General features: G+C 59.9%; 16 protein-coding genes. All 16 read right to left on the bottom strand.

From position 1 onward, the window contains the following. Positions 1–23: 23 nt before the first annotated feature. The 16 genes from nuoL to purB all read right to left on the bottom strand — a co-directional run bounded on the left by nuoL (position 24) and on the right by purB (position 18,386). On the bottom strand, positions 24–1,877 hold the full coding sequence (gene nuoL / locus V6Z53_RS22770; protein WP_338581889.1) for an NADH-quinone oxidoreductase subunit L: 1,854 nt from the start codon (positions 1,875–1,877) through the stop codon (positions 24–26). After that, positions 1,874–2,182: an NADH-quinone oxidoreductase subunit NuoK gene (gene nuoK / locus V6Z53_RS22765; protein WP_007946416.1), complete on the bottom strand. Its 309-nt coding sequence runs from the start codon at positions 2,180–2,182 to the stop codon at positions 1,874–1,876. Before nuoK ends, nuoL begins: the two co-directional genes overlap by 4 nt. Positions 2,183–2,184: 2 nt before the next feature. Then, entirely contained in the window at positions 2,185–2,688 is a 504-nt protein-coding gene (gene nuoJ, locus V6Z53_RS22760; protein ID WP_007970450.1) for an NADH-quinone oxidoreductase subunit J, read from the bottom strand. A gap of 9 nt (positions 2,689–2,697) precedes the next feature. After that, a complete protein-coding gene (gene nuoI / locus V6Z53_RS22755; protein WP_338581887.1) occupies positions 2,698–3,243 on the bottom strand; it encodes an NADH-quinone oxidoreductase subunit NuoI in 546 nt (181 codons plus the stop codon). A 12-nt stretch (positions 3,244–3,255) separates the two neighbouring features. After that, the gene (gene nuoH / locus V6Z53_RS22750; RefSeq protein ID WP_160390008.1) at positions 3,256–4,263 is read right to left on the bottom strand and encodes an NADH-quinone oxidoreductase subunit NuoH; all 1,008 of its coding nucleotides are present in this window, start codon (positions 4,261–4,263) and stop codon (positions 3,256–3,258) included. Next, entirely contained in the window at positions 4,260–6,974 is a 2,715-nt protein-coding gene (nuoG, locus tag V6Z53_RS22745; protein WP_338581886.1) for an NADH-quinone oxidoreductase subunit NuoG, read from the bottom strand. The genes nuoH and nuoG overlap by 4 nt, the downstream gene beginning before the upstream one ends. A gap of 137 nt (positions 6,975–7,111) precedes the next feature. Further along, a complete protein-coding gene (gene nuoF, locus V6Z53_RS22740) occupies positions 7,112–8,467 on the bottom strand; it encodes an NADH-quinone oxidoreductase subunit NuoF (protein WP_338581885.1) in 1,356 nt (451 codons plus the stop codon). Further along, complete coding sequence (gene nuoE / locus V6Z53_RS22735) at positions 8,464–8,961, bottom strand: NADH-quinone oxidoreductase subunit NuoE (protein ID WP_007981272.1); 498 nt, start codon at positions 8,959–8,961, stop codon at positions 8,464–8,466. Before nuoE ends, nuoF begins: the two co-directional genes overlap by 4 nt. Before the next feature lie 2 nt (positions 8,962–8,963). Further along, a complete protein-coding gene (nuoC, locus tag V6Z53_RS22730) occupies positions 8,964–10,748 on the bottom strand; it encodes an NADH-quinone oxidoreductase subunit C/D (RefSeq protein ID WP_338581884.1) in 1,785 nt (594 codons plus the stop codon). A 73-nt stretch (positions 10,749–10,821) separates the two neighbouring features. Next, positions 10,822–11,496 carry an NADH-quinone oxidoreductase subunit B gene (locus tag V6Z53_RS22725; RefSeq protein WP_046037844.1) on the bottom strand — a complete coding sequence of 225 codons (675 nt, stop codon included), beginning with the start codon at positions 11,494–11,496 and terminating at the stop codon, positions 10,822–10,824. 10 nt (positions 11,497–11,506) lie between these two features. Continuing rightward, on the bottom strand, positions 11,507–11,920 hold the full coding sequence (locus V6Z53_RS22720) for an NADH-quinone oxidoreductase subunit A (protein WP_077045930.1): 414 nt from the start codon (positions 11,918–11,920) through the stop codon (positions 11,507–11,509). Positions 11,921–12,540: 620 nt separating this feature from the next. After that, a complete protein-coding gene (gene aceA, locus V6Z53_RS22715) occupies positions 12,541–13,866 on the bottom strand; it encodes an isocitrate lyase (RefSeq protein ID WP_034146910.1) in 1,326 nt (441 codons plus the stop codon). Positions 13,867–14,342: 476 nt separating this feature from the next. Then, positions 14,343–15,104: a secretin N-terminal domain-containing protein gene (locus tag V6Z53_RS22710; protein WP_338581882.1), complete on the bottom strand. Its 762-nt coding sequence runs from the start codon at positions 15,102–15,104 to the stop codon at positions 14,343–14,345. A 237-nt stretch (positions 15,105–15,341) separates the two neighbouring features. Further along, positions 15,342–15,767 (bottom strand): GNAT family N-acetyltransferase, encoded by a 426-nt coding sequence (locus tag V6Z53_RS22705; RefSeq protein WP_338581881.1) that lies wholly within the window; start codon positions 15,765–15,767, stop codon positions 15,342–15,344. Then, the gene (locus V6Z53_RS22700) at positions 15,760–16,929 is read right to left on the bottom strand and encodes a cupin domain-containing protein (RefSeq protein ID WP_338581879.1); all 1,170 of its coding nucleotides are present in this window, start codon (positions 16,927–16,929) and stop codon (positions 15,760–15,762) included. The genes V6Z53_RS22705 and V6Z53_RS22700 overlap by 8 nt, the downstream gene beginning before the upstream one ends. Before the next feature lie 86 nt (positions 16,930–17,015). Further along, on the bottom strand, positions 17,016–18,386 hold the full coding sequence (purB, locus tag V6Z53_RS22695) for an adenylosuccinate lyase (RefSeq protein WP_338581878.1): 1,371 nt from the start codon (positions 18,384–18,386) through the stop codon (positions 17,016–17,018). Between the last annotated feature and the right edge of the window lie 104 nt (positions 18,387–18,490).

The raw sequence follows: 18,490 nt of genomic DNA, 5'->3' as shown, positions 1-18,490 counted from the left end.
TTCGCAAATTCGCAAGGTTCATATCAGACCGCTACCAGCACGACGGCGCCAATTACCAGCACGGCACCCGCAGCCATCGAGGCGGCATACCAACGCAGTTGACCGGTCTCGGTACGGCTCAGGGCGGTGTGACCGCCTTTGGCCATGCGCGGGATCAGACCGATGGTCTGGTCGAGCGGGTCTTTGCGCAGCATGTGGCTGATCGCCAGGTACGGCTTGACGAACAGTTTGTCGTAGATCCAGTCGAAGCCCCAGGCAGCGAACCACCAGGCCGAGAGGAAGCGACCGACGCCGCTGTTGGCGATGGCAGTGACGAAGCGACGCTTGCCGAGGAACAGCAGCGCGGCCAGCAGGATACCGGCCAGGGCGATGGCGCCCGACGCGATTTCCAGGCTGTGCTTGGCTTCGCCGCCGGCATGGCCGACGCTTTGTGGCAGCACGCCGTGCAGCGGAGGAACGATCATTGCGCCGATGAAAGTCGACAGTACGATCAGCACCGACAGTGGCAGCCAGTGGGCGATGCCGTGACCGGCGTGGGCTTCGGTCTTCGCTTCACCGTGGAACGCGATGAAGATCAGGCGGAAGGTGTACAGCGAGGTCATGAACGCGCCAACCAGACCTGCGTAGAGCAGACCGTTGTTGCCGCTGGCGAACGCTTCCCAGAGGATTTCGTCCTTGGAGTAGAAGCCCGCAGTCACCAGAGGCAGGGCCGCCAGGGCCGCGCCGCCGACGATGAAGCTGGCATAGGCCAGTGGCAACTTCTTCCACAGTCCGCCCATCTTGAAGATGTTCTGCTCGTGGTGGCAGGCAACGATCACCGCACCGGAAGCAAGGAACAGCAGCGCCTTGAAGAAGGCGTGGGTCATCAGGTGGAAAATCGCGCCGTCCCAGGCACCAACGCCCAGGGCCAGGAACATGTAGCCGATCTGGCTCATGGTCGAGTAGGCGAGGATACGCTTGATGTCGGTTTGAACCAGGGCTGCGAAGCCAGCCAGAACCAGGGTCACGCCGCCGCCGATGCCGACCAGGTGCAGGATTTCCGGCGCCAGGGTGAACAGGCCGTGGGTACGGGCGATCAGGTAGACGCCCGCGGTCACCATGGTTGCGGCGTGGATCAGTGCTGAAACCGGAGTAGGACCGGCCATCGCATCCGCCAGCCAGGTTTGCAGCGGCAGTTGCGCGGATTTACCGACAGCGCCGCCCAGCAGCATCAGGGTGGCCATGACCATCCAGAAGTCGCCGGCCTGGAATTTCTGCGGTGCCAGCACCAGCAGTTCCTGAACGTTCAGCGTGCCCAGTTGGGCAAACAGAATGAACAGGCCGATGGCCATGAACACGTCACCGATACGGGTCACAATGAAGGCTTTGAGTGCGGCGTTACCGTTGTTGCGGTTGCTGTAGTAGAAACCGATCAACAGGTACGAGCACAGGCCCACACCTTCCCAACCGAAGTACAGGAACAACAGGTTATCGCCCAGCACCAGGAACAGCATGCTCGCGATAAACAGGTTGGTGTAGGCGAAGAAGCGCGAGTAACCGGCTTCACCGCGCATGTACCAGGACGCGAACAGGTGGATCAGGAAGCCGACGCCGACAACCACGCCGAGCATGGTCACGGACAGGCCGTCCAGATACAGCGCGAAGTTCGGCGTGAAGCCCTCAACCGCCATCCACTGCCACAACACCTGGGTGTAGTGACCGCCTTGCGGCGGGGCGACGTTGAATTGCCAGATCACGTAGGCGGTAACGATTGCCGACAGACCGATGGAACCCACGCCGATCAGTGCGGCCAGGTTTTCCGAGATGCGTCCACGGGAGAACGACAGCAGCAGGAAACCAATGAGAGGGAATACGAAAGTCAGAAAGAGTAGGTTCATCCGCGCATCTCACTGGCAGCGTCGATATCGAGCGTGTGGAAGCGGCGATACAGTTGCAGCAGGATCGCCAGGCCGATACTGGCCTCGGCGGCTGCCAGGCTGATCACCAGGATGAACATGATCTGTCCATCCGGCTGCGCCCAACGGCTACCGGCAACGATGAAGGCCAGTGCAGAGGCGTTCATCATCACTTCAAGACTCATCAACACGAAGAGGATGTTGCGGCGGACCATCAGGCCGACCAGACCGAGGCAGAACAGGATGCCGGCGACCGCCAGACCATGCTCCATAGGGATAGCAGGCATCGTCATTGCTCCTTGGCTTCGTTGCGGCCCAAGTGGAACGCCGTGACGGCTGCGGCGAGCAGCAGCATCGAGGCGAGTTCGACCACCAGCAGGTACGGACCGAACAGGCTGATGCCCACGGCCTTGGCGTCTACGGTGGTGTGGCCGACGGCTTCACCGGTCTGGTGGGAGAACAGCACATACAGCAGTTCCACCAGCAGCAGCGCGGCGAGGAGGACCGGGCCGCCCCAGATGCCGGGCTTGAGCCAGACGCGCTCTTGCTGAACCGAGGCCGGGCCAAGGTTCAACATCATCACCACGAACACGAACAGCACCATGATGGCGCCAGCGTAGGCGATCACTTCCAGGACACCGGCAAACGGTGCGCCGAGGGCGAAGAACGTCATCGCCACGGCGATCAGCGAAATGATCAGGTAGAGCAGGGCGTGCACAGGGTTGGTGTTGGTGATCACGCGAAGCGTGGACACCACAGCGATACCCGATGCGAAATAGAAAGCGAATTCCATCTTTCTTCCTTAAGGCAGCAAGCTCTTCACGTTGATCGGTTCGGCTTCATTCTGCGCGGAGCCTTTCGGCTTCCCGGCAATCGCCATACCTGCAACACGATAGAAGTTGTAATCAGGGTTTTTTCCGGGGCCGGAGATCAGCAGATCTTCTTTCTCGTAAACCAGGTCCTGACGTTTGAACTCGGCCATTTCGAAATCCGGCGTCAGCTGGATCGCGGTGGTCGGGCAGGCTTCCTCGCAGAGGCCGCAGAAAATGCAGCGCGAGAAGTTGATACGGAAAAACTCCGGATACCAGCGACCGTCGTCGGTTTCGGCTTTCTGCAGCGAGATGCAACCGACCGGGCACGCCACGGCGCACAGGTTGCAGGCTACACAACGCTCTTCGCCGTCGGGGTCGCGGGTCAGGACGATACGGCCACGGTAGCGCGGCGGCAGGTAGACCGGTTCTTCCGGGTACTGCAGCGTGTCGCGCTTGCGGAAGGCGTGGCCGAAAATCATCACCAGGCTGCGAAGCTGGGTGTAGAGGCCATGCACGATGTCAAATATGTACTTCATGATTCTCTATCCTCACTGAGCCGCGACGGCGGGCGTGTTGAGCAACACGATCGCAGCGGTCACCAGCATGTTGACGAGGGTCAGCGGCAAGCAGAACTTCCAGCTGAAATCCATCACCTGGTCATACCGTGGGCGCGGAATCGAGGCGCGCAGCAGGATGAACAGCATGATGAAGAACGCGGTTTTCAGTGCGAACCAGATGAACGGGATCTGCGGCAGGATGCCGAACGGACCGTGCCAGCCACCGAAGAACAAGGTCACCAGCAGCGCCGAGATCAGCACGATGCCGATGTACTCACCGACGAAGAACATGCCCCATTTCATGCCGGCGTATTCAATGTGGTAACCGTCGGCCAGTTCCTGTTCCGCTTCCGGCTGGTCGAACGGGTGACGGTGAGTCACGGCCACGCCAGCGATGAAGAAGGTCAGGAAACCGAAGATCTGCGGAATGATGAACCACAGGTTCTGCGCCTGGTAATCGACGATGTCGCGCATGTTGAACGAGCCGACCTGGATCACGATGCCCATCAGCGACAGGCCCATGAACACTTCGTACGACACGGTCTGCGCCGAGGCACGCAAGCTGCCCAGCAGGGCGAACTTGTTGTTACTCGACCAGCCTGCGAACAACACCGCGTAGACCGACAGACCGGCCATGGCGAAGAAGAACAGGATGCCGATGTTCAGGTCCGCCACGCCCCAGGTCGGGGTGATCGGGATGATCGCGAAGGCAATCAGCAGGGCGCTCATGGCGACTACCGGTGCCAGGGTGAAGATCATCTTGTCGGCGAATGGAGGCGTCCAGTCTTCCTTGAAGAACATCTTGATCATGTCGGCGGCGATCTGGAACGCGCCGAACGGACCGACGCGGTTCGGACCGTAACGGTCCTGCCAGAGGGCGAGCAAGCGACGCTCGACCCAGCTCAGCAGTGCGCCGCAAACCACCACGGCGAGCAGAATCACCACGGCTTTGAGGACCGCGATGATCACGTCGATCACTTCAGGAGTGAACCAGGTCATTGAGCTGCCTCCTGCAGACCGTCAACGGATTTGCCAAAGATGGCTGGCGGAATGCCGGCGATGCCCGCAGGCAATGCCACCAGACCTGCACCCAGTTCTTCATTGATACGCAGCGGCAGACGCAAGGTCTGGCCAGCCACGTTCAGGCTCAGCATGGCGCCGTCATTGACACCGAGGCGATCGGCTTCGGACTTGGCCAAAGCAACATAAGCGGCCGGGATGCGCTCTTGAACCGGAGCGGCTTTCGAAGAGTTCTCTTCGCTGCCGAACAGGTGGAAGAACGGCACGACCTGCCAGGTGCCCTGAGCCGGGTTGAACGCGCGCGGAACGCTGGCGAACCAGTTCAGCGAGTCACCGGTGCTTTCGATCAGGCGGGTGCCCGGGTCGCCAGCGCGGATGTGACCACCGACTTCGTCCTGGAACTTGTTCCAGGCTTGCGGCGAGTTCCAGCCCGGAGACCAGGCGAATGGCACTTGCTGACGCGGTTCAACCGAACCCGAGTAACCTTCCATCGAGAAGGCGAACGCGGTGTCCTTGTCCTGCGGGGTACGCGGTTCATGCACGCTGATGTCGGCGCGCATGGCGGTACGACCGGAGTAACGCAGCGGTTCGCGGGCCAGTTTCATGCCCTTGATGCGGAACGCGGCGGACGGTGCGGCATCGACAATGCGGTTCAGGATCGAAGTGCTGTCTGCGACAGCGGCGGTGACGTGGTCCAGTTGGGTCCAGTCAATCGGCTGGTTCAGCAGGGTAGCGCGCAGGGCATGCAACCAGCGCCAGCCTTCGTGAACCAGGATGCTCGCGTCCATGTACTTCGGATCGAAAACCTGGAAGAAGCGCTGGGCGCGACCTTCCTGGCTGACCAGAGTACCGTCGCCTTCAGCGAAGCTGGCGGCTGGCAGGACCAGATGCGCGCGATCGCTGGTGGCAGTCTTCTGATGGTCGGCAACGATCAGCACTTTCGCGGCGGTCAGAGCGGCATCAACTTTGGCTTTGTCGGTGCGGGTGTACAGATCGTTTTCCAACACGACGATGGCGTCGGCCTTGCCATCGATCACGGCTTGCAGCGCAGCGTCGACCGATTCACCACCGAGCATGGCCAGGCCGAGGCTGTTGGCCTCTGGCACGATCAGGCTGATGGAACCGTTCTTCTCGCGCAGCTTCAAGGCTTTGGCGATGTTCGCAGCCGCTTCGATCAGGGCTTTTGAGCCCAGGGAAGTACCGGCGATGATCAATGGGCGCTTGGCCGCGAGCAGGGCGTCGGCGATGCGCTTGGCCAGTTCGAGGGCTTCAGCGTCCAGGCCTTCAACGGCTGGAGCGCTGGCGTCGAGGGCGTGAGCCACGGCGAAACCGATGCGGGCCAGGTCGTCGGGAGCGGCGTGAACGCACTCTTCGGCGATGTCGTCGAGCTTGGTTTCAGCCAGGCTGGCGATGAACAACGGGTTCAGCGCGTGCTGGCCGATGTTCTTCACCGCGGCGTCAAGCCAAGGCTGAACGCGCATGGCGTCGGCCATGTCTTCGGCCTTGCCCTTGACCGATTGACGCAGGGACAAAGCCATGCGCGCAGCAGTCTGGGTCAGGTCTTCACCGAGGACGAACACGGCGTCGTGGTCTTCGATGTCGCGCATGTTCGGCACTGGCAGCGGGCTGTCTTTCAGCACTTGCAGGACCAGACGGATGCGTTCCAGTTCGGAAGCTTCGATACCGGAGTAGAAGTGCTCGGCACCGACCAGTTCGCGCAACGCGTAGTTGCTTTCGAGGCTGGCGCGAGGCGAACCGATACCGACGATGTTGCGACCGCGCAGCAGGTCAGCGGCTTTATCCAGCGCTTCGTCGAGGCTCAGCTTGGTGCCGTTGGCCAGCAATGGCTGACGCGGGCGGTCTTCGCGGTTGACGTACCCATAGCCGAAACGGCCACGGTCGCACAGGAAGTACTGGTTCACCGAACCGTTGAAACGGTTTTCGATGCGACGCAGTTCGCCGTAACGTTCGCCCGGGGAGATGTTGCAACCGCTGGAGCAGCCATGGCAGATGCTCGGCGAGAACTGCATGTCCCACTTGCGGTTGTAGCGCTCGGAGTGAGTCTTGTCGGTGAACACACCGGTCGGGCAGACCTCGGTGAGGTTGCCGGAGAACTCGCTTTCCAGGGTGCCGTCTTCAACGCGACCGAAGTACACGTTGTCGTGGGCGCCGAACACGCCGAGGTCGGTGCCGCCGGCGTAGTCTTTATAGAAGCGCACGCAGCGGTAGCAAGCGATGCAGCGGTTCATTTCGTGGGAAATGAACGGGCCCAGTTGCTGGTTCTGGTGGGTACGCTTGGTGAAGCGGTAACGGCGCTCGTTGTGGCCGGTCATTACCGTCATGTCTTGCAGGTGGCAGTGACCGCCTTCTTCACAGACCGGGCAGTCGTGAGGGTGGTTGGTCATCAGCCATTCGACAACACTGGCGCGGAAGGCCTTGGATTCTTCATCTTCGATGGAGATCCAGGTGTTGTCGGTGGCAGGGGTCATGCAGGACATGACGATACGACCACGGGTGTCGTTCTCGTCGGTGTACTGCTTGACCGCGCATTGGCGGCAAGCGCCAACGCTGCCAAGGGCAGGGTGCCAGCAGAAATACGGAATATCGAGGCCCAGAGACAGACATGCCTGTAACAGGTTGTCTGCCCCATCGACTTCGAGCGCTTTGCCGTCTACGTGGATAGTGGCCATGGTTCAAAGTTCTTCGTTGGCCCGGTGTCAGCGGGCGTGGCTAATGGAATCTTGTTATCCGCGTGAATCAACACAGCCGTTAAAGGCGTCATCACACGAAAAGCGAAGGGCACGGACCCTTCGCTTTTTTTAAGCGTTTACGCGCCGACTACGATCGGCCTTGCCAGAGGCGGGACGGCGGCGCTGACAGGCGCGATACCGGCTTCGAACTCTGGACGGAAGTATTTGATTGCGCTGCCCAACGGCTCCACGGCGCCCGGTGCGTGAGCACAGAAGGTCTTGCCTGGGCCGAGGAAGCCGACCAGACCCAGCAGGGTCTCGATGTCGCCTGGCTGGCCTTCACCGTTCTCGATGGACATCAGGAGCTTGACGCTCCATGGCAAACCATCGCGGCACGGGGTGCAGAAACCACAGGACTCGCGGGCGAAGAACTGCTCCATGTTGCGCAGCAGGGACACCATGTTGACGCTGTCGTCCACCGCCATGGCCAGGCCGGTACCCATGCGGGTGCCCACTTTGGCGATGCCGCCGGCGTACATTTGTGCGTCCAGGTGTTCCGGCAACAGAAAACCGGTACCGGCGCCGCCAGGCTGCCAGCACTTGAGCTTGTAACCGTCGCGCATGCCACCGGCATAGTCTTCGAACAACTCACGACCGGTGACGCCGAACGGCAGTTCCCACAGGCCCGGGTTCTTCACTTTGCCGGAGAAGCCCATGAGCTTGGTGCCCATATCTTCGCTGCCTTCGCGGGCCAACGATTTGTACCAGTCCACGCCGTCGGCAATGATCGCCGGCACGTTGCACAGGGTTTCAACGTTGTTCACGCAAGTCGGCTTGCCCCATACACCAACGGCGGCAGGGAAGGGCGGCTTGGAGCGCGGGTTGGCGCGGCGGCCTTCGAGGGAGTTGATCAGTGCGGTTTCTTCACCGCAGATGTAACGCCCGGCGCCGGTGTGGACGAACAGCTCGAAATCGAAGCCGCTGCCCAGGATGTTCTTGCCCAGCAGGCCCGCTGCCTTGGCTTCTTCCACGGCACGGTTGAGGTGCTTGGCGGCGGTGGTGTATTCGCCACGCAGGAAGATGTAGCCCCGGTAGGTTTTCAGTGCGCGGGCACTGATCAGCATGCCTTCGATCAGCAGATGGGGCAGTTGCTCCATCAGCATGCGGTCTTTCCAGGTGTTCGGCTCCATTTCATCCGCGTTGCACAGCAGGTAGCGGATGTTGATGGATTCGTCCTTGGGCATCAGGCCCCACTTCACGCCAGTGGGGAAACCTGCACCGCCGCGACCTTTAAGACCGGCGTCTTTCACGGTCTGGACGATGTCGTCCTGGGCCATGTCGGCGAAGGCTTTGCGCGCAGCGGCGTAACCGTTCTTGGCCTGGTACTCGTCGAGCCATACGGCTTCGCCGTCGTCACGCAGACGCCAGGTGAGCGGGTGAGTCTCGGCCGAACGCTTGATGCGGTTGGCTGGACCGAAAGAAGTCAGGGTCATACGTAGCCCTCGAGCAATTTGGCAACGCCTGCTGGCTGCACATCACCGAAAGTGTCGTCGTCGATCATCAACGCCGGCGCCTTGTCGCAGTTGCCGAGGCAGCAGACCGGCAGCAGGGTGAAACGACCGTCGGTGGTGGTCTGCCCCAGGCCGATGCCGAGCTTGCTCTGGATTTCGCTGACCACGGACTCGTGGCCACCGATGTAGCAGACCATGCTGTCGCAGACGCGAATGATGTGGCGGCCGACCGGTTGACGGAAGATCTGGCTATAGAAAGTCGCCACGCCTTCAACGTCGCTCGCCGGGATGCCGAGGATCTCGCCGATGGCGTACAGGGCGCCGTCCGGCACCCAGCCACGTTCCTTCTGGACGATCTTCAGGGCTTCGATCGACGCCGCGCGCGGGTCTTCGTAGTGATGCAGCTCGTGCTCGATGGCCGAGCGCTCGGTTTCGCTCAGGGCGAAACGGTCTGTCTGGATAAGCGTGCTGTTCATGCTTAGCGGTCCACGTCGGCCATAACGAAATCGATACTACCCAGGTACGCAATCAAGTCCGCGACCATGCTGCCTTTGATCACCGAAGGGATCTGCTGCAGGTGCGGGAAGCTTGGGGTACGAATCCGGGTGCGGTAGCTCATGGTGCCGCCATCGCTCGTCAGGTAATAACTGTTGATGCCCTTGGTCGCTTCGATCATCTGGAAGGATTCGTTGGCCGGCATGACCGGGCCCCACGAAACTTGCAGGAAGTGCGTGATCAAGGTTTCGATGTGCTGCAGCGTGCGCTCTTTCGGCGGCGGCGTGGTCAGCGGGTGATCCGCCTTGTACGGGCCTTCCGGCATGTTGCGCATGCACTGCTCGATGATCTTGATGCTCTGGCGCATCTCCTCGACGCGCACGATGCAGCGGTCGTAGGCATCGCCATTGGCCGCCAGCGGCACTTCGAATTCGAAGTTCTCGTAGCCCGAGTACGGGCGCGCCTTGCGCAGGTCGAAATCGCAACCGGTCGAACGCAGACCAGCACCGGTGACACCCCATTCCAGGGCTTGCTTGGTGTTGTAGTCGGCGACGCCGATGGTCCGGCCACGCAGGATGCTGTTGTCCAGTGCGGCTTTCTGGTATTCGTCCAGACGCTTTGGCATCCACTCGACGAAGTCTTTAACCAGCTTTTCCCAGCCGCGCGGCAGGTCGTGGGCGACGCCACCGATGCGGTACCAGGCCGGGTGCAGACGGAAACCGGTAATGGCTTCGATCACCGTGTACGCGCGCTGGCGGTCGGTGAAGGTGAAGAACACCGGGGTCATGGCGCCGACGTCCTGGATGTAGGTACCCAGGAACAGCAGGTGGCTGGTGATTCGGAAGAACTCGGCCATCATGATGCGGATGACGTCGACCTTCTCTGGCACCTTGATGCCGGCCAGCTTCTCGACCGAGAGCACGTACGGCAGGTTGTTCATCACGCCGCCGAGGTAGTCGATACGGTCGGTGTACGGGATGAAGCTGTGCCAGGACTGACGCTCGGCCATCTTCTCGGCACCACGGTGGTGGTAGCCGACGTCCGGAACGCAGTCGACGATCTCTTCACCGTCCAGCTGCAGGATGATGCGGAACGCACCGTGCGCCGAAGGGTGGTTAGGACCGAGGTTGAGGAACATGTAGTCCTCGTTCGGGCCGGAACGCTTCATGCCCCAGTCTTCCGGCTTGAAGCGCGCGGACTCTTCTTCGAGCTGCTGCTTGGCCAGGTTCAGGGTGAACGGGTCGAACTCGGTGGCGCGCGCCGGGAAGTCCTTGCGCAGCGGGTGACCTTCCCACGTCGGCGGCATCATGATGCGCGTCAGGTGCGGGTGGCCTTTGAAGTCGATGCCGTACATGTCCCAGACTTCACGCTCGTACCAGTTGGCGTTCGGCCAGATGCTGGTGACGGTCGGCAGGCTGAGGTCGCTCTCGGACAAGGCGACTTTGATCATGACGTCACTATTACGTTCGATCGACATCAAGTGATAGAACACGGAGAAGTCGACGCCGTTCGGCAGCCCTTGACGCTTGGTGCGCAGTCGCTCGTCCACGCCGTGCAGGTCATAAAGCATGACGTACGGCTTGGGCAGGTTGCGCAGGAAGGTCAGGACTTCGACGAGTTTGGCGCGGGCAACCCAAAGCACCGGCATGCCGGTGCGGGTAGCCTGGGCGGTGAACGCCTCGGGGCCAAAACGGTTGTTCAGTTCGACGACCACATCCTGGTCGTCTGCCTTGTAAGGCGGGATGTACAGAGCACTGCCTGTAGTCATGGTTATTTTATCGCTTTCGGTCAACGTAAAGAATGAAGCCAGTTTCTCGTTCTATTAAAGAAGCAGATCTGGATCAGACTTCGTCGGGGCTGCGCAGGTTGGTGACTGCGATTCGCTGTTCGCGGCGCTTTTCCTTTTCGGAAGGCATCTCGGCGCGATACACGCCTTGATCGCCAACGACCCAGGAAAGCGGGCGACGCTCCTGGCCAATCGACTCCTGCAACAGCATCAAGCCTTGCAGAAAAGCTTCTGGACGGGGCGGGCAGCCAGGCACGTAGACGTCCACGGGCAGGAACTTGTCCACCCCTTGAACGACAGAGTAGATGTCGTACATGCCACCGGAGTTGGCGCACGAACCCATGGAAATGACCCATTTAGGTTCGAGCATTTGCTCGTAGAGACGCTGAATGATCGGCGCCATCTTGATGAAGCAGGTACCGGCGATAACCATGAAATCCGCCTGACGCGGCGATGCCCGGATAACCTCGGCGCCAAAGCGCGCGATGTCGTGGGGCGCCGTGAAGGCGGTGGTCATTTCCACATAGCAGCACGAAAGACCGAAGTTATACGGCCACAGGGAGTTCTTGCGCCCCCAGTTGATCGTGCCGTTAAGCACGTCTTCGAGCTTGCCCATGAAAATGTTTTTGTGGACTTGATCTTCTAACGGATCGGAAACGGTTTCCCGTTGGCCAATCGGATACTGCTCGTTAGGAGCATCGGGGTCGATCCTGGTGAGATTGTATTGCATTGCCAAAGCCTCATTGTTTCAGCTTCGCTTGCCGCTTGCGCCGAGCTTCCGGAGCCCAGTCAAGGGCGCCCACTCGGAATAGGTAGACAAGACCTGCCAACAGAATTGCTATGAAAACGAGAGCTTCGACGAATCCGGTCCAGCCGCTTTCGCGGACGGACACAGACCATGCAAAGAGAAAGAGGGCTTCGATATCGAAGATCACGAACAACATCGCGACCAGATAGAATTTGGCTGAGAGCCGCAAGCGGGCGCCACCTGTAGGTAGCATGCCGGACTCGAACGGTTCGTTTTTGCTGCGGCCCCAGGCTTTTGACCCGAGGAGGCTGGAGACGCCCAGCATAAAGGCACAGAGGCCGATGACGCCTAGAAGGAAAATGGCAAAGCCCCAGTTGTGGGCCATGAGTCCTGTCGCTTCGGGCATGCTGGTAATCCTTAACAGAGAGCAAAGGTCTCTGAGCTTGAAAAAGAACAAAGCAGTGACGATATGTCGCAGCAATCAATCCCGCTGATTTTATGGCTAAACACCCGGCAAGTAAAATTCCTATAGCGAAATTATTTATAGGAATAAGGACATTACGTACCCTCAAAGCCCTGTAACCCTTGGCCCGTGGGCATTAGCCGGCATTTCGTCAATTATGTTTTGTAGGGAATGTAACGAACATAGTTGTAGCTAAATGATAATCAATATTGTTTGGCGTGGGATTTAAACTGTTTGCCCTGTGGGAAGTTGGGAAGTTGTCTTATATGGGCGTTACTGCAAGTAGCGGCGGGCTGGGTTTTAGCGGATTTTTCGGGTGGCGATGGCGAGCTGGATCAATCAAATTCTGTGCTTTTGTAGGAGCAAGGCTTGCCCGCGATGAACGATGACACGGTTCCCCTGATTCACCGCGGCGCACCCATCGCGGGCAAGCCTTGCTCCTACAGGATCGTGTCAGGGCTAAGTGGCACCCAAAAAAACGCCCCGAACCAGTCGGGGCGTCAGATGTGCGTCGTTGCGGTTTTTAATCGGTCCGCAACGGCCGTTTACTCAGGCGAAGCAGATCAGTGGAACTGTTCTTCTTCAGTCGAACCGGTCAGCGCGGTAACCGAAGACGAGCCACCCTGGATCACGGTGGTCATGTCGTCGAAGTAGCCGGTGCCCACTTCCTGCTGGTGAGCCACGAAGGTGTAGCCTTTCGAAGCGTCAGCGAATTCCTGCTCTTGCAGCTTCACGTAGGCAGTCATGTCGTTGCGGGCGTAGTCGTGCGCCAGGTTGAACATGCTGTGCCACATGTTGTGAATGCCGGCCAGGGTGATGAACTGGTGCTTGTAGCCCATGGCGGACAGTTCGCGCTGGAACTTGGCGATGGTCGCGTCGTCCAGGTTTTTCTTCCAGTTGAAGGAAGGCGAGCAGTTGTACGACAGCAGTTGGTCCGGGTATTCCTTCTTGATCGCTTCAGCGAAGCGACGAGCTTCGTCCAGGTCAGGCTTGGCGGTTTCGCACCAGATCAGGTCGGCGTATGGAGCGTAAGCCAGGCCGCGAGCGATGGCCTGGTCGAGACCGGCGCGAACCTTGTAGAAACCTTCCTGGGTACGTTCGCCAGTCACGAAAGGCTGGTCGTACGGGTCGCAGTCGGAAGTCAGCAGGTCAGCGGCGTTGGCGTCGGTACGGGCCAGGATGATGGTCGGAGTACCGGCAACGTCAGCAGCCAGGCGAGCAGCGGTCAGCTTCTGTACGGCTTCCTGGGTTGGAACCAGTACCTTGCCGCCCATGTGGCCGCATTTTTTCACGGAAGCCAGTTGGTCTTCGAAGTGAACGCCGGCGGCGCCTGCTTCGATCATGCTCTTCATCAGCTCGTAAGCGTTCAGTACGCCACCGAAACCGGCTTCAGCGTCCGCAACGATTGGCGCGAAGTAGTCGATGTAGCCGTCGTCACCCGGGTTCTTGCCGGCTTTCCACTGGATCTGGTCGGCACGACGGAACGAGTTGTTGATGCGCTTGACCACGGTTGGAACCGAGTCCACCGGGTACAGCGACTGGTCCGGGTACATCGATTCGGCGGAGTTGTTGTCCGCAGCCACTTGCCAGCCCGACAGGTAGATCGCCTGGATACCGGCTTTGACTTGTTGCACAGCCTGGCCGCCGGTCAGGGCGCCCATGCAGTTGACGAAATCTTTCTCAGGACGGAAGGCTGGCTTGGCACCCTGGGTAACCAGGTTCCACAGCTTCTCGGCGCCCATTTTTGCAAAGGTGTGCTCAGGTTGAACCGAGCCACGCAGGCGGACGACGTCAGCAGCGGAGTAAGTGCGTGTCACGCCTTTCCAGCGCGGGTTTTCAGCCCAGTCTTTTTCGAGGGCTGCAATTTGCTGTTCGCGTGTCAGTGCCATGGGAGATAAACCTCGTCGCGTCTTTATGAAAAGTTGTTCTGCGGTGGAAAATTCCTGCGCTCGCTGACCAGAAGCTTAGGCGGTCAAGTCGGATTCGGCGGGGATGGCGACGGGATGAACGATGGGCTCGAGGGGAAGTGAGCAGGTAAGGGCGAACTGGCGGGCGCATTCGGGCGTCGTGGGCCTTTATACGAACTTCAGTGTGATGCCGGGTTTACCTAAATACGCTTCCGTCCCTCGGGACAACTTCGTTCCAGTCGGCAACCTCGTCAAACACACCTTGTGGGCGGTACAGACACGAAGCGGTTCGCGGGGTAGGTGCGAACATCGCCTCGAAGGCCCTTGCCAGGGCCCCTGATTAGCGGGAGCGAGGCCATCATGCCTTCGCTTTTTTGGCTCGTCAAACGTTTTGTAGTGCTTTTTTTCAAGCACTACATCTTTGGTCTAATACGACTCTTCAGTCAGTTTTCGGTGCCTTAGTCCAAAGTGTCGACCTTCACCCGCAGGGTCATGTCGTTGCGGCTTTGAGTCGAGTAGCTGTGGGTCACGCCCTGTTTATCAGCTTGTGTCTGGCCGTTGGTGCCGGCCAGCAGGATCCATTCGCCGAGGCGACCGGTGACGGTTGTGTCGGTACTTTGCACGTTCACTACATCGGGACGTTCCTGGCTCAAGCGGTCACGGTTTGTACTGATCGACAGATGAACGATCTCGCCGGTGACGTTGGCCGTGACGTAGAAACCCTGGGTGACGTTGCGATATTCGGTCTGGCTGCGCAGGTCGCCGTAGGAGTCGGTCTGGGTGCTGGTCAGCGGCACGCTTTGGCCAACCTGGATCAGTGCCGGCATGCCATCGGTAGCTTGGACTTGCTGAATGCCGCCGTCGCGGCTATCGGTACTGCGATTGATGATGCGGGTCTGGCTGGGCTTTGCACCGTTCACCGAGTAACCCTGATCGCCCTGGAAGTTGTTTTCGTTGGTATCGACGGTGATCAGCAGGCGTTTTGGCGCAGTATCGAGTTGGCCAATCAAGGCCTTAAGTTCGTCGATTTTGCGTTGATCAGCGTTGACGATGAGCTGATTGCCATAGGCGCTGACGGTGCCTTCCTTACCGATGAAATCCTGCGCCACGGGCAGCATGTCGGCACTGGTGTGGTAATTCAAAGGCACGATTTCAGTGGCTGCCATGACCGAAAAACTGCAGCTCACCAACAGTGTGGCAAGCAGGGTGCGTAGGGACATATCCGTTATCTCCGCCAACTTCAAAGTGTTGATATTGCCAGTTTGTCGGCCCGGGGAGGGGCAAGTTGAATGGTAGACAGCAAAACGCCCCGGCATCGTGAGATGTCAGGGCGTTTTGTGGTGTTTGCATGCAGCTTTTGTGGCAAGGGAGCTTGCTACCGTTGGGCTGCGCAGCAGTCCCAATAATTTAGGGCCGCTTCGCGACCCAACGGGAGCAAGCTCCCTCGCCACAAGGTATCAGGCCGAATGGCGAACCATGTCCACATGCGGAATCCCGGCTTCCAGGAACTCCTCACTGACCATGCTGAAGCCCAGGCGCTCATAGAACGCCGTGGCCTGAACCTGAGCGCTGAGCATTTGTTGCTTCAGCCCGCGCTCTTCGGCTTCACCGATCACTGCTTGCATCAATGCATCGCCGACCTTAAGGCCGCGCCAGTCCTTGAGAACCGACACCCGGCCAACGTGGCCGTCGGGCAGCAGACGTGCGGTGCCAATCGGAAAGTCGCCTTCGAGCGCGAGGAAGTGCACGGCCGATGCATCATCGGCGTCCCATTCCAGTTCAGGTGGAACGCATTGCTCGGCAACGAACACCGTCTCACGAATGCGCCGGATCTCGGCGTTGTCCTTTTGCCAGTCTGCGACACGTACGTGAATCTTATTCATCGGCGAACCCCAGGCTACCTTGCTTGATCAGTTCGCACAGCAGGCCGCGGCCGTCTTCGTCGCTCAGCCATTCGCCGAGGTTGTCGACGTGCAGCGCATCGGCGGCGCAGATCATCTTCAGCAGCTCGCGCAGTTTGCCCGGCAGATAACGGCTCTGGCCGCTGGCGAACAGCAGCAGATCGTCGTCGACTTCGGACCAGGCCAGGCGCGCGCTCGGGTTGCGGATCAGCACCGCGCCTTGCTCCAGTGCGCTGAGGACGTCGTCTTCTGCGAGGTCTTCCGGGCCCACTACCAGTTCCGGGTAGCGCGGCTCGGTCATGAACTGGCCGAACCAGGTCAGCAGCAGGCGCTCGTCGCTCATGTGTTCGGCGAGCAGGTTTTTCAGGCGATCCAGGGCGTCGTGCTGAATCTGGTGCGGATCGGCCGCAGGCAGGGCGTCGGCGTCGGTGTAGCGCTCTTCGTCCGGTAGGAACTGGCTGAGGAAGTCGGTGAAGTGGGTCAGTACTTCAGCGGCGCTCGGTGCGCGGAAGCCGACCGAGTAAGTCAGGCAGTCATCGACGGCCACGCCGCAGTGGGCCAGGCGCGGCGGCAGGTACAGCATGTCGCCCGGTTCCAGAACCCATTCATCGGTCGCTTCGAAGTCGGCGAGAATGCGCAGGTCGGCGTGTTGCAGCAGCGGGCTTTCGGAATCGCACATCTGGCCGATTTTCCAGTTGCGCTTGCCGTGGCCTTGCAGCAGGAATACGTCGTAGTTGTCGAAGTGCGGACCGACGCTGCCACCGGGGGCGGCAAAGCTGATCATCACGTCGTCGATACGCCAGCTCGGCAGGAAGCGGAAGTGCTCCAGCAGTTCGCTGACTTCCGGTACGAACTGGTCAACGGCTTGAACCAGCAAGGTCCAGTCACGCTCAGGCAGCTTGCTGAATTCGTCTTCGGCAAACGGGCCGCGACGCAATTCCCAAGGACGCTCGCCGTTCTCGATGATCAGGCGCGATTCGACTTCTTCTTCCAGCGCCAGGCCGGCCAGTTCGTCGGCGTCGATCGGGCTTTCGAAATCAGGAATCGCCTGACGGATCAGCAGCGGTTTTTTCTGCCAGTAGTCGCGCAGGAATTCCCGTGCCGTGATGCCGCCCAGAAGTTGAAGAGGGATGTCAGGATTCATGTGTAACCTATTGAAAAAAAGCACTTTTCATACGGGAATAAAAACGCCCGGCGCTGCCGGGCGTCTTAAAAGGGTCAAGCGGTCGATCAGATGCGTTTGGCTTGCTCTACAGCGTTACCGATGTAGTTGGCCGGGGTGAGCAGTTTCAGCTCGGCCTTGGCGGCGGCTGGCATGTCCAGGCCGTCAATGAAAGTCTGCAGTGCTTCAGGGCTGATGCCTTTGCCGCGAGTCAATTCTTTCAGTTTTTCGTACGGGTTTTCGATGTTGTAGCGACGCATCACGGTCTGGATCGGCTCGGCCAAAACTTCCCAGCACGCGTCCAGGTCAGCGGCAATCTTCTGCTCGTTGAGCTCCAGCTTGCTGATGCCTTTGAGGCTGGCTTCGTACGCGATCACGCTGTGGGCGAAGCCGACACCGAGATTGCGCAGTACGGTGGAGTCAGTCAGGTCGCGCTGCCAGCGGGAGATCGGCAGCTTGCTCGCCAGGTGCTGGAATAATGCATTGGCGATGCCCAAGTTGCCTTCGGAGTTCTCGAAGTCGATCGGGTTGACCTTGTGCGGCATGGTCGACGAACCGATTTCGCCAGCGATGGTGCGCTGCTTGAAATAACCCAGGGAGATGTAGCCCCAGATGTCACGGTCGAAGTCGATCAGGATGGTGTTGAAGCGGGCGATCGCGTCGAACAGCTCGGCGATGTAGTCGTGCGGTTCGATCTGCGTTGTGTACGGGTTGAAGCCCAGGCCCAGCTCGTCTTCGATGAAGGCGCGGGCGTTGGCTTCCCAGTCGATCTCAGGGTAGGCGGACAGGTGAGCGTTGTAGTTACCGACAGCGCCGTTGATCTTGCCCAGCAGCGGAACGGCGGCGACTTGAGCGATTTGACGCTCCAGGCGGTAAACCACGTTTGCCAGTTCTTTGCCCAGGGTGGTCGGCGAGGCCGGTTGACCGTGGGTGCGCGACAGCATTGGCACGCCGGCGAAACGGATGGCCAGTTCGCGGATGGCGTTGGCGGTCTGGCGCATCAGCGGCAGCATCACGTCATCACGGCCTTCGCGCAGCATCAGGGCGTGGGACAGATTGTTGATGTCCTCGCTGGTGCAGGCAAAGTGGATGAACTCGCTGACCTTGGCCAGTTCCGGCAGCTTGGCCGCTTGCTCTTTGAGCAGGTATTCGATGGCTTTGACGTCGTGGTTGGTGGTGCGCTCGATCTCTTTGACGCGCTCGGCGTGCTCCAGAGAGAAGTTTTCCGCCAGGGTGTTGAGCACAGCGTTGGCTTCGGCGGAGAACGCCGGCACTTCGCTGATGGCAGGGTGAGCGGCCAGGCGCTGGAGCCAGCGCACTTCAACCAGAACGCGGGCACGGATCAGGCCGTACTCGCTGAAAATTGGGCGCAGGGCCTGGGTTTTGCCGGCGTAGCGGCCGTCAACAGGGGAAACCGCAGTGAGCGAAGAAAGCTGCATGGGGTGTTCTCGGACAGTCGGGCAACGAAATGGGGCGCGTATCATACATGAAAAAATCCGCCGGTCCGTCGCCAACTGACCGGCGTATTACGCGTATTGCTAGG

The organism is Pseudomonas sp. MAG733B (assembly GCF_036884845.1).
Lineage (GTDB): Bacteria > Pseudomonadota > Gammaproteobacteria > Pseudomonadales > Pseudomonadaceae > Aquipseudomonas.
Note: the sequence above shows the minus strand (reverse complement) of the source record. Positions and strands in the feature narration are given on the sequence as shown.

Excerpts from the sequence above, each read along its gene's own strand:
- nuoL (WP_338581889.1), bottom strand. The coding sequence starts at position 1,877 with ATGAACCTACTCTTTCTGACTTTCGTATTCCCTCTCATTGGTTTCCTG.
- nuoK (WP_007946416.1), bottom strand. The coding sequence starts at position 2,182 with ATGCCTGCTATCCCTATGGAGCATGGTCTGGCGGTCGCCGGCATCCTG.
- nuoJ (WP_007970450.1), bottom strand. The coding sequence starts at position 2,688 with ATGGAATTCGCTTTCTATTTCGCATCGGGTATCGCTGTGGTGTCCACG.
- nuoI (WP_338581887.1), bottom strand. The coding sequence starts at position 3,243 with ATGAAGTACATATTTGACATCGTGCATGGCCTCTACACCCAGCTTCGC.
- nuoH (WP_160390008.1), bottom strand. The coding sequence starts at position 4,263 with ATGACCTGGTTCACTCCTGAAGTGATCGACGTGATCATCGCGGTCCTC.
- nuoG (WP_338581886.1), bottom strand. The coding sequence starts at position 6,974 with ATGGCCACTATCCACGTAGACGGCAAAGCGCTCGAAGTCGATGGGGCA.
- nuoF (WP_338581885.1), bottom strand. The coding sequence starts at position 8,467 with ATGACCCTGACTTCTTTCGGTCCAGCCAACCGCATCAAGCGTTCGGCC.
- nuoE (WP_007981272.1), bottom strand. The coding sequence starts at position 8,961 with ATGAACAGCACGCTTATCCAGACAGACCGTTTCGCCCTGAGCGAAACC.
- nuoC (WP_338581884.1), bottom strand. The coding sequence starts at position 10,748 with ATGACTACAGGCAGTGCTCTGTACATCCCGCCTTACAAGGCAGACGAC.
- V6Z53_RS22725 (WP_046037844.1), bottom strand. The coding sequence starts at position 11,496 with ATGCAATACAATCTCACCAGGATCGACCCCGATGCTCCTAACGAGCAG.
- V6Z53_RS22720 (WP_077045930.1), bottom strand. The coding sequence starts at position 11,920 with ATGCCCGAAGCGACAGGACTCATGGCCCACAACTGGGGCTTTGCCATT.
- aceA (WP_034146910.1), bottom strand. The coding sequence starts at position 13,866 with ATGGCACTGACACGCGAACAGCAAATTGCAGCCCTCGAAAAAGACTGG.
- V6Z53_RS22710 (WP_338581882.1), bottom strand. The coding sequence starts at position 15,104 with ATGTCCCTACGCACCCTGCTTGCCACACTGTTGGTGAGCTGCAGTTTT.
- V6Z53_RS22705 (WP_338581881.1), bottom strand. The coding sequence starts at position 15,767 with ATGAATAAGATTCACGTACGTGTCGCAGACTGGCAAAAGGACAACGCC.
- V6Z53_RS22700 (WP_338581879.1), bottom strand. The coding sequence starts at position 16,929 with ATGAATCCTGACATCCCTCTTCAACTTCTGGGCGGCATCACGGCACGG.
- purB (WP_338581878.1), bottom strand. The coding sequence starts at position 18,386 with ATGCAGCTTTCTTCGCTCACTGCGGTTTCCCCTGTTGACGGCCGCTAC.